The organism is Erwinia pyri (genome assembly GCF_030758455.1).
GTDB classification, from domain to species: domain Bacteria; phylum Pseudomonadota; class Gammaproteobacteria; order Enterobacterales; family Enterobacteriaceae; genus Erwinia; species Erwinia pyri.
This window is the reverse complement of the sequence record NZ_CP132353.1, coordinates 883,656-897,355: the sequence shown is the minus strand read 5'-3', so window position 1 is coordinate 897,355 and position 13,700 is coordinate 883,656. Positions and strand designations below refer to the sequence as shown.

The window sequence follows — 13,700 nt, the reverse complement described above, 5'->3', positions numbered from 1 at the left end:
CTTAGCCTTTTCTCAATCCCCGCCTCAGGCGCGAGGATGATGCTGTTGATGTAACTGACGCAGCCGCTCGGTGGCGACATGCGTATAAATCTGGGTGGTGGAGAGATCGCTGTGCCCTAAGAGCATCTGTACAACACGCAAATCAGCCCCATGATTGAGTAAATGGGTGGCAAAAGCGTGGCGCAACACGTGCGGCGAAAGCTTCTCACTGTCGATCCCTGCCAGTGTGGCGTAATGTTTGATGCGATGCCAGAAAGTTTGCCTGGTCATCTGTCGGGCACGGCTGCTGGGAAACAGGACATCCAGCGTCTGGCCGTTCAGCAGCCAGGGGCGCCCATATTCCAGATAGTGCTCCAGCCAGTGTACCGCTTCTTCTCCCAGCGGCACCAGGCGCTCTTTATCCCCTTTACCAATCACCCGCACCACGCCCTGGCGCAGGCTGACATTGTTTAACGTCAGGCTGACCAGTTCGGTAACGCGCAGTCCGGTGGCATAAAGCAGCTCCAGCATCGCCTTGTCACGCAGCTCAAGGGGTTCTTCAATGCTGGGCGCCTGCAGCAGGCGGTCGATCTGCGCTTCACTGAGATCTTTCGGCAGACGCTGGGGCAGCTTTGGCGAAGCCAGCAGCGCGCTGGGATCGTCATCGCGAAGCTTTTCACGGTAGAGGTACTGAAACAGCCGGCGCATGGCGCTCAGCAGCCGGGCAGAGCTGGTGGCCTTATAACCGCCCTCAATCCTTTCTGCCAGAAAACCCTGCAGATCCACGGCATCCGCGCGCAACAAATTTGTCGCATTGTGCTCTAACCAGCCCGCCAGTGACATCAAATCCAGGCGATAAGAAGCCACGGTATTTTCGGCCAGATTACGCTCTATCCACATGGCATCAAGAAATTGCTCAATCAGATCGCTGTCCTGCACGTCATCCCCTTTTGCTGGCTGCGGCCGCCGCATTACGCCGCAGAGGCTCAATTCTGATATAATCCGCGCCATTGCACCAAGTAAATTGAGTTATCGGATATGAATATCGGGCTGATTTATATGCATAAAAATAAATACTTATAAATCAATAGTATATACAACATTAATTCTATCAGTGGCGACAGATCGGCGGCACATAATTGCAGGCATAAAAAAACCCGCCGGAGCGAGTTTAATCAAATTTTACAGCCAAAGCATCTGCTGCTGATTTCTTCCAGGATGAGGTGGCACAGACTTCACCTCGCCCGGTCGCATTATAATGGCTGAAATTGTCTCAAGAGATTTGAAGGTGCACCCACAGTTTATGTTCTGACATTGGTTATATCGCTCCTTAGTTTCCGTTGAAATTTGATTGCTACTGCGAGTATGCGCAGCGTTACCGCACAGCGGACAATTCATCATGTTAAAGCCTCACAGTAAAAACTCATATTCAAACAGATTTTTCTTATTGTACTCAAATGAGTACAAAATGATAAAGCTTTATTCCATTTCAAGACTGTCTATTTTCACCTCAAGTTCCAGACTGGTGGTAAAGCCGCTGTCGCCCAGGCTGTGGGTCAGTGTGGTGATAATCCACTCCGCTGCGTCAACCTGCTGTTTAAACCCGCTGACCTTTACCGGCATCTCCGTGTAAAGCTCCGCCTGTCCCCGTGCCAGCTGAACGAAGAATGTTGCAACGCCCCGCTGTAGCCGTTCCCACTGCATTTTCGCGGCCCGCTCCGCATTACCCCGGTTGGCATAGGTCCGGCTCAGTACCAGCACGTTTTCATCCGTACCGATCAGGTAATCCCCCTGTTTCGCCTCCGGCTCTTTCTTCTTCGTTTCCTTTCGCTTCCGTTTTCGCCTGACGTGTGATGTGTCCTTTCTGGCCGGTTCGCGCGTGTTGAGCCAGCTGGCAATCACTCCCGTATAGGCATCACGGTCTGCCAGAGTAAACCGGTGACTGTCCCCCGCTTTCCGCTTAAGGGTGATCACCGGCAGCACTTTTCCGCTGGCCGTCTTTCCCTGCCCCTGCCGGATAAAAAGCAGGCTGCCGTCCTTCACGCAGGCAATCGCCCCACACTGGCGCCCCAGACGCATCAGGAAGCTGGCGTCTGATTCATTGGTCTGGTCCAGGTGATCAATCGCCATCTTCTCCACGTCAGCACCCAGCGCCAGCTTCAGCCTGTTCCTGGCGGCAATCTCCCGCGCAATCTCTCCCACCGTCGTTTTGTGCCATGACTTTTCACGGCGGGTGTTGAGGGTTGCGCGGAAATCAGCGCTGCGGGCGCGCAGCGTGAGCCTGTCCGGCGTACCGGAATGCTCTATTTCATCCACGGTGTACGAGCCCTTCGGGATCAGGGGCTGCCCCTGCCAGCCCAGCGCCAGCGTCAGCACCACGCCCCGGCGGGGAAGCATCAGCTGGCCGTCCGCGTCATCCAGTTCAATATCCAGCTGATCCGCTTCAAAGCCCCGGTTATCCGTGAGCGTCAGGCTCATCAGCCGCTTTTCTATCTTCTGCGTGATGTCTGCCCCTTCCAGCGTCAGGCGAAACGCGGGGGCGCTGGCTACGCCGTTTACCGTCATGGCAGCAGCCCTCCGATAGCGGTGGTCATCTGACCGGCCGCACCGGTGGCGGCACTTTTGATGGCAGCAAGCTGATCGCTCATGCTGCCAAGCATTTCCGTCAGCGATTCATCCGTACGCTTTAGCGTGAGGGTGAATTCAATCCGCCGGCACGCGCCGTTACTGAAAAATTCCGTGTTGGTTTTGCTCAGACTCTCAATCACAAACATCCCGTAAATTGCCCCGCTGCCCTCAATCAGCGGCCACGCACAGCCCAGCTCTGCAATCTGCTCCAGCGCAAACAGCGTCAGGCGTCCGCCTGTAAGTTCCGGGAGAAGCACGCCTGAAAGCGTTACCGTGTCGTTATCCGGCCCCAGAAACTGCACGGACGGGCGCACGCCCACCCGGCTGTTCGTGGGGAAGCGCCAGCTGCGCTGATGTTGCAGCTGCTGGTAAGGCACCGTTTTCAGCATGAAAACAAACAGCCCTAACGTCATCATCATGAATCAAATCCTCCCCTGTCTGCGTATGTACTCCGCGCGCGGGCCTGCGCCTGCCGCTCTTTCGCCTCAATCCTGCGCATCACTTCATCCGCCACGTCCTGCACGTTCTGCCCCGGCTGCTGATGAATATTGATTTCATATTTCCCCTGCATAATCACCGGCGGCTGACCGGATCCTGTCCCTACGGCCACCGCTGCGGAAGGTGCCTTAACCGGCAGGCTCATGGGGTGAACCGGGCGGGCTGCGGCAGGTGCCGCCGCCATTCCCAGCGTCAGCGCGGCAGCAGCGGCCAGCGATGCGGTACGGCGGCGGCTGGTTATACGGGCCGGGCCATTCACCAGTTCCGGCCCGTTCTCTCCCGCTATCCCGAACTGGCCGGACGGAATAAACCCGCCGCTGTCATACAGCCCGGCAAAGCCGGTGGCGGACGCCGGACTGCTACCCGAGGCTTTTGGCAGGGCTGGCGTCCCGCCGTCCGGCTTCATCCAGTCGGGCAGGTAGCTGGTCAGGGAGGACAGCTTGCTTTTCAGCCCCTCCCATTTCTGGCTGATACCCGCCATCAGGCCGTCAATCATCTGTGAGCCAGCCTCCTGAAAGCGCGCGGGCAGCGCCTGCACGTCCGCCACAATTTCGTTCCACTTTGTGCTGGTGTAGGTGCGGATGGCGTCCCACACGGCGCTAATTTTCGTGCTAATACTGTCCCACGCGGCGCTGGCCTTCGTGCTGATGCCCTCCCACAACGCGGCAAACTTCGGTCCCAGCGTGTCCCAGTTCTGCCAGATAAGCAGCGCACCGGCAGCAATCAGACCAATCACGGCCAGAATGGGGTTCGCCATCATCAGACGGCCCAGCCACATAATGCTGTTGCCCATCAGTCCGACCGCGCCCCGGATAAGACTGAAGGCGCTGACGGCTTTAATGCCCAGCACGCTACAGCTCATGCGCAGCAGCGCCATCGGACCAAGCACCGCAGCAGCCGTCAGGGTTATCGCACCCATCACGGTAATCAGCACGCCAAGCGCCATGCCGGTGCCGGTAATGGCGGCGGTCAGTTTCGGGTGTGCAGTCATCCAGCTGCCGACTGAGGTCGTCAGCGCGGTGATGTTTTTTGTGATGGCCCTGACCGGACCGGCCACGCTGTCATACAGGGTGATGCCGATATCTTCCCAGGCGGATGACAGGTTTTTCAGGTCACCATCAAGGTTGTTTGCCATCGTACCGGCGACTTTACCGGCCTCGCCTTTTGCCGCTTTTACTGCGGCAACCAGCTGCTGAAGCTGGCCCGAGCCTGCCTGTTCTACCAGGACATTCAGCCCGGAAAACGCCTCTTCACCGGCAATATCCTTGAACAGCCCTGCCTGCTCCGCATTACCCATCTTCCGCGTACGGGCGCTGATTTCGGAGAGTAAATCAGGCAGCGGACGCAGATTTCCCCGCGCGTCTTTGGTTTTGATATTCAGCTGCTCCAGCGCAGCCGCGGCTGCCTTCGGCGGCGAGGCCAGCCTTGCCAGAATGGAACGCAGCGAGGTCCCCGCCTGGCTGCCCTGAATACCAGCATCACCCAGCTTGCCCGCCGCTGCCGTGGCGGTTTCCAGATCCACGCCAAGCCCTGCCGCCACGCCGTCAAACAGATGCAGCCTGGCCTCCACGCGGTAACTGAAAATCTCCGCCCCCTGAACGGTCACACGGTCCGCCACAGGGCGCACGGCCTCCGCATTCAGTGCCGTGCTGACATTGCTCAGCAGGTCGCCAGGTGCCGTGCCGTCAACCATGCATGCGCTGGCAAATGAGCCGCTGCAGGGACAGGCGGCACACACGCAGAACATTGTGGAGATTTATTAATGAGCAAACGCAGGAACCGCACCCGCACGCAGCCCATGCCTCAGCCGGATAATATGACCAGCGGGGCAGCGTCGGAGGCGTTTACCTTTGGCGACCCGATCCCGGTGCTGGACCGCCGCGAACTGCTGGACTACGTGGAGTGCGTCATCAATGATCGCTGGTATGAACCGCCCGTGAGCGTTGACGGGCTGGCACGCACGTTCCGCGCCGCCGTGCATCACAGCTCCCCCATCAGCGTGAAGTGCAATATTCTGGCGAGTACCTTTATCCCGCATCCGCTGCTGAGTCAGCAGGCATTCAGCCGCTTTGCGCTGGATTACCTGATTTTCGGCAATGCCTATCTGGAGAAGCGGACCAGCCGCCTCGGTAACGCACTCAAGCTGGAGCCGTCGCTGGCGAAGTTCACCCGGCGTGGCCTTGACCTGGAAACGTACTGGTATGCGCACTACGGCATCAGCACGGAACCCTATGAGTTTGAGAAGGGCAGCGTGTTTCACCTGATGGAGCCGGACATCAATCAGGAGATTTACGGCCTGCCAGGCTACCTGTCTGCCATCCCGTCGGCACTGCTGAATGAATCAGCCACGCTGTTCCGCCGCAAGTATTACCTTAACGGCAGCCATGCAGGTTTCATCATGTACATGACCGACCCGGCGCAGAGCCAGCAGGACGTGGACAATATCCGCGGTGCCATGAAAAGCGCGAAGGGCCCTGGCAACTTCCGTAACCTGTTTATGTACAGCCCGAACGGGAAAAAGGACGGCATTCAGATCATCCCGCTGTCTGAGGTGGCGGCGAAGGATGAATTCCTGAACATCAAAAACGTGAGCCGCGACGACATGCTGGCCGTGCATCGTGTGCCGCCGCAGCTGATGGGGATTATTCCCAGCAACACTGGCGGGTTCGGTGATGTTGAAAAGGCCAGCAAAGTGTTTGTGCGTAATGAACTGATGCCATTGCAAAAGCGTTTTGAAGAACTTAACGTTTGGCTCGGAGAGGAGGTAGTAAAATTTAGTCGTTATGAGTTAGAGTCTGAATAATATAAAGATAGGGGCATATTTTATATGCCCCTATGAATTTACCAACTAAACAATGATTTTGCGCGAATTGCTGGAACATCTGCAGCATTTCTTTTAGCTGCAGGTTCCATGACTTTTCTTTTATCAAAAGCCTGATCTATGTAAAACTCCGGATTTTTTATAAATTTAGAGTATTTTATTAGTGAGCAAAAAACATCTGTGTCGTTGTAATGCGGGACAGTTGTTTGGTAAACATGATTTTCTTTTATTAAATAAGGCAAGTAATAGTCATATCCCCACCCGACCTTTCTAAGGTTGAGCCCACACCCACAACCTCCATCTGAACATGTTGCTGGAGTAAAAACATGATCATAAATGTCGTCTCTAATAACACCAATCAATCCATTATAGTTGTCACCCCAAAGTGAAGCTTGTATTTCAGAATTAACAAACGGCCTATTTTTCGTTTCATTCCCAATTAACACTATAGTGACCGTCGTATCAGCAAGGTAGTCTTCGCGAATTTTTCTCATAATGGACTCTTCGCTAATTGTCGTACTTATATCCCCATCACTAACGGATTTATCTATGAAATTAGCACCCCCAAACTTTTCTATTATTTCATCTTTTAAATCTTGTTCGTTTGCGTGATGGTAGCTCAAAAAAGTTTTATGCATTACTAACTCCATTTCTTTAAGTTAACATTAAATTTAATGGCAAAATCACCACTAAAAAATTTATTCACATTAGAAAATCCATCTAATATTTTATTAAAATGGTAATAATGAATTTGTACTGTACCTATGGGGGTTAAGTGGTAGGGCAATGAAATGAAATCCCCGTTATTGTTTTTATCATGAGTAAGAACACTGTCCTTCTCTGAAACATATTTATGCCAGCGCCTGTAATTATTTTGATGTTCAGTCAGAAAAACATTCAGTACTTTCAAAGCTTCATTTGCAATGTTGTATAGTTCTCTGTCTCGTTGCCTTTTCAAGTTTAGGATTCTTATTTCGGTCCTAATGAAATTATAACATTCAAAATATGAGTTAAGCACTTCATCAAATGCATCATGATGAGCATCTAACTTGAATAAGCTTCTTTTAGTATCAAGGTAATTCTTAATTGTTTTTTTGAACAGAATGTCAGAGTTATCAAAAAGAACATTTATTCCTCCAAAATTTAATTGCTCAATTCTGAATGAATAACGTTTATAAGCAGCACCAATTATTAATAAGTAAGCAACCAAGCATAAAATTAAAACCGATAAAAATGCCTTTATGATTCCGACATTGGACATAAAGTTGGCAGTAAACCACCATTTCTCAAATGGTGAAAAGGGTATAGACCCCATGAAAACCATGAGTAGTGCAAACAAGCTACCCCAGGCAAGCCAGTATTTTAACATAGGATTAATCCGTAAAGTTTTCTTACGAATTTACAGCAAAATTTTGTGTTTTAAAAGCTCTTGCGCGCGCTCGTACCCCCGCCACGCCTGCCCGCTTTGTGTAATAGTTTTCATGCAGTGCATGAGGCATACAAAAGCCCGCCATTACTGGCGGGCCTGGGCTAAAACGATCCTCAAAGGATCATGCGAATTCATGCGGCATAGTCATGCACTGTCGCCAAAACATCAGGACAGGAAAAAATCATCATCAGTCGGCTGGTTAAGGCTGTTTTTATTCTCAAGTTCGCGCAGGTACACAAGCCCCTGAAATAGTGAAACCGGCTTTGAAAACTCAAAGAGAAACACACCATCAAAAGTACGGCCTAACCAGTAACCTCCCCCGTTCTCTTTTGGCCTTTGGAAAAAGACCCAGCCGCCCGGAACGAAGCGTGAGAGTGTCTCATTCCGATAGACCACCTGATAATTATCTTCAGCCTTTGCCATAACTTGAGTTAGTGGGATCCAGTCATTGGACTTAAATTTCCTTGCTCTCTTACCTTAGACATAAGCTCTTCAGTTAACTCAACCAACCAATCAATAGCCATACTTTTTTCTTCTTCATCGCAAGAACTAAAAGCAACTTTTTTTAGAATAAAATCAATTCGCTGGAGGTTAATCTCCTCCAAAAGACGATCCTGCATAATCCCTCCCCATGCGGTTAATACTGTACATAAATACAGTATCTAATCTTACCCCCAATGTGAAACCTTTTTTTATAATTATTAGGAAAAAACTTATATCTGATTAAGGGTTAGCATTGCGGGAATGCTTCCTTGCCAAAGCATTGAAACGCATCAAAAGCGACTTAGATTCACGCCTTTTCTTAGTCATCAATAGTTCGCCCTGGGCTGTACTGCTATACCATTGCCCGGCAATTTTTGTTTCGGTACCACGAATGAGACGATAGGCCAGCCCGCGACTTATCGTTTCACCACTCAGATCCCGAAGCTGTTCTATCACACGGGAGCAGGCCGCCTCTGCTTTGTCAGAACGCCTGAATATCCGAGATGTTTTATCAGGCTGGTCAGCTCGTATTTTCGCCAAATGCCTGCGGCGTTCCTTTCTGCTCATGCTGCCAAAGTCCAAATCAGGCAATCTGTCCGGCTGCGTCAGATCCTCAGATCCCGATCTCCCCGTACAGTTATTGACAGAACTCCGAGAGGCCGCATTCGCACCCTTTAGGTCAACATCCAAATCAACGGCCCGCTTCGCGACAATCTTCCACTGTACGAGGCGAGTCAGGATTGGGGTATCTTCGCCAACTGAAGTGGCATAGACGCCTTTAATGCGTAAGGTTTCCTCTCCGTATTCGTTGCACTCTTCCGATGATTGATACCAGGTACGTACCGCCAACTCATCACGACGAACAAACGGGCCGCCCTGCGCATTAACGTATTCAGCCCAGTCGCCAGCGTCGGCGGCATCATGCGCAGCAGCAAACTCGACACTAAGGCCGTGGGCGGTTTCGCTGTCATCCATGCGGCGCAGTTCGCGGTAAACAGTCACCGGCGCGCCGCCAACAAACTGAAACTGGCGTATGTGCCAGCGTGCCGCCCAGGCTGAAACGGCTGGTGCAGTCTCTTTCAGCTCTTTGCCGCTTTCATCATCCCGCTCGCCATCAAGGGCGTATCCGTCGATATTTTTGGAAATGTACTTAGCGACGTAACCCGTGGCACTCCCCTTTTCCGGATCGATGGCTTCAGCATGAAAGCGTGCCTTGCGGGCTTTATCGGTAGTCAGTTCGCTACTGTCTTCCTGATATGCGTAATCCCGCAGAATCTGACGCACGCGATCCACATTTTCAGGCAGCATAAACATCAGCATGTGCCAGTGCGGGGTTGCGTCATGATGTGGCTCAGCCACGCGGATGCCGAAAATGCGGATATCTTCACGGTGCAGCTTTGCGCGGACTTTCTGCCAGACGTTGCAGAGATAACGCTGGGTGTCTGCCGGGCTGGCTCCGTTCCATTTACGGTTGCGGTAGCCAGTTTTGATAGTGGCGTGATAACGCGATGGGGCGGTGATGGTGTAGAACTCACCCACAAAGCCCATTTCATTGCAGATATTTTCAAAGCCACGAATACGGGTCATCAGCTCGCAACGACGGATGGCGGGATTAGCCACGCTGCCATCGTATTTTTCAATCAGGCTGATGCGGTTTCCTTCCTCATCTTCCAGCTCCATTCCTTTAAGGAATTCACGGGTGCGGCGCTTCTGCTCACGCCATTCGATCACGGTCATGCTGCTGGCGTAAGGGGTATGTTTTTTGCTGACGTTAGCCAGGGCAATCTGAAGATGTTCACGCCATGCGGCGGCAATGCGGCGCAGGCGGCCTTTCCACCACTTTTCAGTCTGCATCCGCATGATGGCCGGAGTGACTTCTTCCGGGTCAAACAGGCGTGAGGTGACTTTTTCCCAAAGCGGCGGGGTCTGCTTCAGCTCCCGCGTGATGGTAGCCGCCATCATGTAGATGCGGTGAGTGTACTTATAATCTGATTCGTCGCTGCCCTGGCCATGAGCCTGCACCAGTTCAGCGAAAAGAAAACTGGCAACATCGCCAGCCAGCAGATCAACATCCGCACGGGCCATTTCCGGCAGGCGGTTAAAACGCCTCATTAACTCCCATAACGCACCGGCAGCGGTAGCAGCCCGGCTGTTATCTCCGGCATTCTCCGTCAGTGTTGTAAATGTGCCGTGGTTCATTTCACCCAGGCGATATTGCGCGTTTACCAGCTCAAGGCGTGGCAATGTCCGCTCCACGAAGGTTTTCGTTAAGTAGGCATTGGCCCGCTGAACTCCGTGTTCTTTTTCCAGCTCATTGAGGCGGCGGTTAACATCAATACGGACAAGGGCGGGCTGGGCTTCCAGTAACTCTCGCGCATGCGAAACAGCCGCGATCAGCTGATCACGGCGGTTAATTTCTTCATAGGTGAGATAAGGGCTGGCGATAGCCTGCCGTGGAATGTTCCAAGGGTAAGCGTATGCTTGTTGAATTTCAGCGGCAGCATTACAGTTGCCACTCATTTCAACGGAAGGAGCCTCTGATGTCGTCTTATTCACCAGTCAATCGTCCTTACTACGACGAGAAGATGAATATGCTATCGGCCGCGTCTGCACCTCAAGGCGCTGTAAGACTCTTATCAGCGAACGACATGTATGCTGCATGTGACGCGTTTTTGGATCAGACGACAAATTACGAATCTGAACGTTTGCTTCCCTCAAAATCCTGTCGAAATGAGATTGCTCGTCGTTTCCAATGGGCCGTTGAAGCAAAGTGGATACCTCCCGAAGAATGGACAGGAGCAGTGCAGACCGCATTGAGTAATGTGCTCCAACCGATCCCGCACACCCGTATACAAGGATTTCCTGAGTGGGTGACAGAGGGATCTCTAGAGTCAGATATTCACATTGCTGTTCGTGCGACACTTCAGACCGTGAAGCTTTTTGCGCCTGGCGATTTACGATTTGTGCCAGCGCAGACAGACATTTTTCTTGTTCCCTCGCACTTTGGCGAGTTTCTTGCCTCCCTGGTCGCTGGAAATGTAAATCCGATGTGGCTTGCGCAGGTTGATAGTGCAGACACTCCAGGGTGCCGCGATGGCCAGTACCCGATATATAGCCATCGAACAACTTCATCATAAATTCACCTCAGCTGTCAGGGCTGGATAAATCTCTGGATTTGCATATTTCACAGCCGTCCCGACAGGGCGGCTGACAGCAATAATTTCTTCTGCGCTTTTGTTCTTACCCGCTGCAACGCCAATGCTGCGAGGGGCGGTAATCTGATGAAGGTCAAACTGGCGATACAGGCTTTTAATCAGGCTGGTATTGCTGTTGGATGCGATGACCGGGTGATGGTTTGCCACTTCACCTAAAACAGAGGCCAGCTCATACTGTTTATCTTTGCCAAAGCCGCCGCCGTGATACTCCGCAAAAGTGCCATCGTAGGGAGGATCGCAATAAACCACGTCACCGGCTTTCAGCATGTTCAGCGTTTCAGTGAAATCAGCGCATATAAACGTGGCACGCTGTGCCTTGTCCGCAAAAGCTTTAATTTCTTCCAGAGGGAAATAAGGTTCATCGTAATTCCCGAAAGGAACGTTAAAATTTCCCTTCTGGTTATAGCGGCACATGCCGCGATAACCATTGCGGTTCAGGTACAGGAAATAAGCGGCCCGTTCCAGCAATGGCAGGCCGAGATGATGATTGAACTTTTCCCTTACGGTGTAATAGCTTTCCTCCGAGCGATTATCAGAAAAAGCACGACATGCCAGCACAATAAATTGCTGTGGGACCTCTTTAATCTGGCGATAGAGATTAATTAAATCAGGATTGACGTCTGCCACCAGATAAGCAGGATATTCCGTCTTCATCATCACAGCGCATGAACCCGCGAAAGGTTCCACCAGGCGATCACCTTCAGGCAGGTGCTTAGAGATTTCACGCATGATACGGGATTTGCTGCCCGGCCATTTCAGGACGGTATTCATAATGACGCCCCTTTAAAATGCGCGGCGTGTAGTTCCTCAGCTTCTTTGCAGGTCACGCAAAGAGTAACGCCGGTGAGAGCCTTGCGGCGCTCTTCGGGGATCGGTGCTTCACACTCTTCACAAAAGAAAGCGCTGATTTTCACCGGACGATTAATCACATTTGCAAGACTGCGGGCCAGATTCTCCGCCTCGCGCTGCTGCGCTAAATCCATTGAATCGGCCATTAATGCAGCTCCTGTGCCTGACGCTGAATTTCTTCAGCTTCCTCACGGATTAACTCTGCGGCTTCCACGGTGCTAACCCCACCGCTGGCAATTTTTTCCGCAAGGAAAGTAAGGCGGGATGAAAAGACAACCGCACGATTGCGACGTTCGTCCATACGTGCCGCGTTAAGTAAAGACTCAATCACTTCAGGGCTGGCCTGCATTTCTTTCGTTTCAATATTTCTCATTAGCTTTCTCCAGATTTTTGGCAAAAGAATGCCCGGCGGGTTTACGCCATAAATTTGATTGTTTAGTTAATTCGGTAGTGACAACTTCTTAGGAAATAAACTCACGACTGCACGAAAATGGTTCATTGCATTTATAAGTGCGTACTTTTCATCACTCGTCAGTTCATCAAAGTCACATTCATGACGCTCTGACTTAATGTTTGCTAAAAAGAATATTGCGCCTAATGCACGCTTATTCCTTTCAAAATACATATCGCGCTTATCACGCATATCACTCATAAACCGTTTAAGTTCATCACCGCAACTTTCACCGAAAACTTTGGTGCGAATGTTGGCGATGTGGCTTAAGCCTTTAACCCGCTCCCCGGCAGTCATTGGGACAATAGCTTGATCAGCTTTGGTAGCCATTTACTCTTACTCCCGTTATTGGTTAACCCTGCCAGCAATTCCACCTGCGAATTTGACGGATGCCAGCGCCTGCCGTTCTCACCCATAATCCAGCCATTGCCATAAGCGGGGGAAGGATTCTGACGCTTCAGAAGTGGTGCTACGGAAAAAGTCATAGTCACCTCAACTCAGGCCAATTGATGCAGTTAATCCACTAACGGCATCAACGGTTGATGAAAGCGTGGGGTTACTGTGGATCCGTGCCTGTATCGCCAGTGCCGCCAGAGACAGATAACGAACCCCTGAATTAATGCTGGACACTAACGCGCTTTTGCAGCCTGGCGTCATTTTCGCGCCCGATGCGGCAAACGCTGCAAGCTGACCTACTTCTGCCGTAGCCCTCAAGGCGTATACATCCAATTTGTCTGCGGTCATTTCATTAACCGGCACAGACGGCAGGCAATGCATTTGAGCCAGCAGTGCATCCAGCAAACCAGCATCCTCAGTTACATCTGTAAGGCGCATAAGATCGCCACACGTCAGTTGATTTTTCTGATCAGGATTTAGCTTGTTACGCAGCATCTGAATGTTCATACCTGCCGCTAGAGCAACATCAGTTAAGTTGTGACGCAGCGCGAATGCACGGCAGGCATTATCAAAATGCGGGTATTTGGAAACCTGAAAATCAAACATCGCTTTTAACCCTCTAATCCCGATAATGAACTTAAGCGCTACGGGAGGTACGCCGTTGAGTACCTGACATTGACTCTGAGAACTTTACTTTGTGATCAGTAAGTGCATCGATGGCGAGAGCTACAACATTGATAAGAATAAGTTCGCGTTTGCCATCTTTACGGAGACGATGACGATAAGAAGATAAGCGGCCATCTTTGAGCATCAGATCGATGGTATCCGCATCTATGCCCGTTTCCTGACTGTACTTTTCCTTAGTCATGTGTGGCACGGTAAGAGCAATTGAAATATTTGGCTGCATAAGTCAGAATCCTCAAGTTTGGCGTTGGAGCGCCAATTTAGACT

At 51.5% G+C, this 13,700-nt stretch carries 19 protein-coding genes; 2 read left to right on the top strand and 17 right to left on the bottom strand.

Going from position 1 to position 13,700, the window contains the following annotated elements:
• Positions 1-24: 24 nt before the first annotated feature.
• From xerD to Q3V30_RS04250, 5 genes are all read right to left on the bottom strand, one after another.
• On the bottom strand, positions 25-951 hold the full coding sequence (gene xerD, locus Q3V30_RS04270) for a site-specific tyrosine recombinase XerD (RefSeq protein WP_306213064.1): 927 nt from the start codon (positions 949-951) through the stop codon (positions 25-27).
• 210 nt (positions 952-1,161) lie between these two features.
• Positions 1,162-1,380 carry an ogr/Delta-like zinc finger family protein gene (locus Q3V30_RS04265; RefSeq protein WP_306210789.1) on the bottom strand — a complete coding sequence of 73 codons (219 nt, stop codon included), beginning with the start codon at positions 1,378-1,380 and terminating at the stop codon, positions 1,162-1,164.
• Between the two features lie 78 nt (positions 1,381-1,458).
• A complete protein-coding gene (locus Q3V30_RS04260; protein ID WP_306210787.1) occupies positions 1,459-2,544 on the bottom strand; it encodes a phage late control D family protein in 1,086 nt (361 codons plus the stop codon).
• The gene (locus tag Q3V30_RS04255; protein ID WP_306210785.1) at positions 2,541-3,026 is read right to left on the bottom strand and encodes a phage tail protein; all 486 of its coding nucleotides are present in this window, start codon (positions 3,024-3,026) and stop codon (positions 2,541-2,543) included. Before Q3V30_RS04255 ends, Q3V30_RS04260 begins: the two co-directional genes overlap by 4 nt.
• Entirely contained in the window at positions 3,023-4,798 is a 1,776-nt protein-coding gene (locus tag Q3V30_RS04250) for a phage tail tape measure protein (RefSeq protein ID WP_306210783.1), read from the bottom strand. Before Q3V30_RS04250 ends, Q3V30_RS04255 begins: the two co-directional genes overlap by 4 nt.
• 69 nt (positions 4,799-4,867) lie before the next feature.
• On the opposite strand from Q3V30_RS04250, the gene Q3V30_RS04245 reads away from it, so the two are divergent.
• Positions 4,868-5,908 carry a phage portal protein gene (locus Q3V30_RS04245; protein ID WP_306210781.1) on the top strand — a complete coding sequence of 347 codons (1,041 nt, stop codon included), beginning with the start codon at positions 4,868-4,870 and terminating at the stop codon, positions 5,906-5,908.
• 38 nt (positions 5,909-5,946) lie between these two features.
• Here Q3V30_RS04245 and Q3V30_RS04240 read toward each other — a convergent pair whose 3' ends face one another.
• The 5 genes from Q3V30_RS04240 to Q3V30_RS04220 form a co-directional block, all read right to left on the bottom strand.
• Positions 5,947-6,564 (bottom strand): TIR domain-containing protein, encoded by a 618-nt coding sequence (locus Q3V30_RS04240; protein WP_306210779.1) that lies wholly within the window; start codon positions 6,562-6,564, stop codon positions 5,947-5,949.
• Between the two features lie 2 nt (positions 6,565-6,566).
• Positions 6,567-7,295 (bottom strand): hypothetical protein, encoded by a 729-nt coding sequence (locus Q3V30_RS04235; protein WP_306210776.1) that lies wholly within the window; start codon positions 7,293-7,295, stop codon positions 6,567-6,569.
• Positions 7,296-7,520: 225 nt separating this feature from the next.
• The gene (locus Q3V30_RS04230) at positions 7,521-7,778 is read right to left on the bottom strand and encodes a hypothetical protein (protein ID WP_306210774.1); all 258 of its coding nucleotides are present in this window, start codon (positions 7,776-7,778) and stop codon (positions 7,521-7,523) included.
• A gap of 8 nt (positions 7,779-7,786) precedes the next feature.
• Entirely contained in the window at positions 7,787-7,975 is a 189-nt protein-coding gene (locus Q3V30_RS04225; protein ID WP_306210772.1) for a hypothetical protein, read from the bottom strand.
• Between the two features lie 103 nt (positions 7,976-8,078).
• On the bottom strand, positions 8,079-10,358 hold the full coding sequence (locus Q3V30_RS04220; RefSeq protein ID WP_428979248.1) for a replication endonuclease: 2,280 nt from the start codon (positions 10,356-10,358) through the stop codon (positions 8,079-8,081).
• A gap of 20 nt (positions 10,359-10,378) precedes the next feature.
• Here Q3V30_RS04220 and Q3V30_RS04215 point away from each other — a divergent pair, with 20 nt between their 5' ends.
• The gene (locus Q3V30_RS04215; RefSeq protein WP_306210770.1) at positions 10,379-10,975 is read left to right on the top strand and encodes a hypothetical protein; all 597 of its coding nucleotides are present in this window, start codon (positions 10,379-10,381) and stop codon (positions 10,973-10,975) included.
• Here Q3V30_RS04215 and Q3V30_RS04210 read toward each other — a convergent pair.
• From Q3V30_RS04210 to Q3V30_RS04180, 7 genes are all read right to left on the bottom strand, one after another.
• Positions 10,970-11,824: a DNA adenine methylase gene (locus tag Q3V30_RS04210; RefSeq protein ID WP_306210768.1), complete on the bottom strand. Its 855-nt coding sequence runs from the start codon at positions 11,822-11,824 to the stop codon at positions 10,970-10,972. The two genes, Q3V30_RS04215 and Q3V30_RS04210, sit on opposite strands and share 6 nt — an antisense overlap.
• Complete coding sequence (locus Q3V30_RS04205; RefSeq protein ID WP_306210766.1) at positions 11,821-12,048, bottom strand: TraR/DksA family transcriptional regulator; 228 nt, start codon at positions 12,046-12,048, stop codon at positions 11,821-11,823. Before Q3V30_RS04205 ends, Q3V30_RS04210 begins: the two co-directional genes overlap by 4 nt.
• Complete coding sequence (locus Q3V30_RS04200; protein WP_306210764.1) at positions 12,048-12,275, bottom strand: DUF2732 family protein; 228 nt, start codon at positions 12,273-12,275, stop codon at positions 12,048-12,050. Before Q3V30_RS04200 ends, Q3V30_RS04205 begins: the two co-directional genes overlap by 1 nt.
• 66 nt (positions 12,276-12,341) lie before the next feature.
• Positions 12,342-12,683 (bottom strand): DUF5347 domain-containing protein, encoded by a 342-nt coding sequence (locus Q3V30_RS04195; protein WP_306210762.1) that lies wholly within the window; start codon positions 12,681-12,683, stop codon positions 12,342-12,344.
• A complete protein-coding gene (locus tag Q3V30_RS04190) occupies positions 12,647-12,838 on the bottom strand; it encodes a phage filamentation protein Fil family protein (RefSeq protein WP_306210760.1) in 192 nt (63 codons plus the stop codon). The genes Q3V30_RS04195 and Q3V30_RS04190 overlap by 37 nt, the downstream gene beginning before the upstream one ends.
• A gap of 7 nt (positions 12,839-12,845) precedes the next feature.
• The gene (locus tag Q3V30_RS04185) at positions 12,846-13,355 is read right to left on the bottom strand and encodes a phage regulatory CII family protein (protein WP_306210758.1); all 510 of its coding nucleotides are present in this window, start codon (positions 13,353-13,355) and stop codon (positions 12,846-12,848) included.
• 31 nt (positions 13,356-13,386) lie between these two features.
• Positions 13,387-13,656, bottom strand: coding sequence for a hypothetical protein (locus Q3V30_RS04180; RefSeq protein ID WP_306210756.1), 270 nt, complete (start codon positions 13,654-13,656; stop codon positions 13,387-13,389).
• Between the last annotated feature and the right edge of the window lie 44 nt (positions 13,657-13,700).

Bases quoted from the DNA above. Each gene is read 5' to 3' on its own strand.
- Q3V30_RS04190 (WP_306210760.1), bottom strand. From the start codon at position 12,838: ATGACTTTTTCCGTAGCACCACTTCTGAAGCGTCAGAATCCTTCCCCC.
- Q3V30_RS04180 (WP_306210756.1), bottom strand. From the start codon at position 13,656: ATGCAGCCAAATATTTCAATTGCTCTTACCGTGCCACACATGACTAAG.
- Q3V30_RS04245 (WP_306210781.1), top strand. From the start codon at position 4,868: ATGAGCAAACGCAGGAACCGCACCCGCACGCAGCCCATGCCTCAGCCG.
- Q3V30_RS04205 (WP_306210766.1), bottom strand. From the start codon at position 12,048: ATGGCCGATTCAATGGATTTAGCGCAGCAGCGCGAGGCGGAGAATCTG.
- Q3V30_RS04250 (WP_306210783.1), bottom strand. From the start codon at position 4,798: ATGGTTGACGGCACGGCACCTGGCGACCTGCTGAGCAATGTCAGCACG.
- Q3V30_RS04255 (WP_306210785.1), bottom strand. From the start codon at position 3,026: ATGATGATGACGTTAGGGCTGTTTGTTTTCATGCTGAAAACGGTGCCT.
- xerD (WP_306213064.1), bottom strand. From the start codon at position 951: ATGCGGCGGCCGCAGCCAGCAAAAGGGGATGACGTGCAGGACAGCGAT.
- Q3V30_RS04195 (WP_306210762.1), bottom strand. From the start codon at position 12,683: ATGGCTACCAAAGCTGATCAAGCTATTGTCCCAATGACTGCCGGGGAG.
- Q3V30_RS04215 (WP_306210770.1), top strand. From the start codon at position 10,379: ATGTCGTCTTATTCACCAGTCAATCGTCCTTACTACGACGAGAAGATG.
- Q3V30_RS04225 (WP_306210772.1), bottom strand. From the start codon at position 7,975: ATGCAGGATCGTCTTTTGGAGGAGATTAACCTCCAGCGAATTGATTTT.
- Q3V30_RS04240 (WP_306210779.1), bottom strand. From the start codon at position 6,564: ATGCATAAAACTTTTTTGAGCTACCATCACGCAAACGAACAAGATTTA.
- Q3V30_RS04185 (WP_306210758.1), bottom strand. From the start codon at position 13,355: ATGTTTGATTTTCAGGTTTCCAAATACCCGCATTTTGATAATGCCTGC.
- Q3V30_RS04265 (WP_306210789.1), bottom strand. From the start codon at position 1,380: ATGATGAATTGTCCGCTGTGCGGTAACGCTGCGCATACTCGCAGTAGC.
- Q3V30_RS04230 (WP_306210774.1), bottom strand. From the start codon at position 7,778: ATGGCAAAGGCTGAAGATAATTATCAGGTGGTCTATCGGAATGAGACA.
- Q3V30_RS04220 (WP_428979248.1), bottom strand. From the start codon at position 10,358: ATGAGTGGCAACTGTAATGCTGCCGCTGAAATTCAACAAGCATACGCT.
- Q3V30_RS04235 (WP_306210776.1), bottom strand. From the start codon at position 7,295: ATGTTAAAATACTGGCTTGCCTGGGGTAGCTTGTTTGCACTACTCATG.
- Q3V30_RS04260 (WP_306210787.1), bottom strand. From the start codon at position 2,544: ATGACGGTAAACGGCGTAGCCAGCGCCCCCGCGTTTCGCCTGACGCTG.
- Q3V30_RS04210 (WP_306210768.1), bottom strand. From the start codon at position 11,824: ATGAATACCGTCCTGAAATGGCCGGGCAGCAAATCCCGTATCATGCGT.
- Q3V30_RS04200 (WP_306210764.1), bottom strand. From the start codon at position 12,275: ATGAGAAATATTGAAACGAAAGAAATGCAGGCCAGCCCTGAAGTGATT.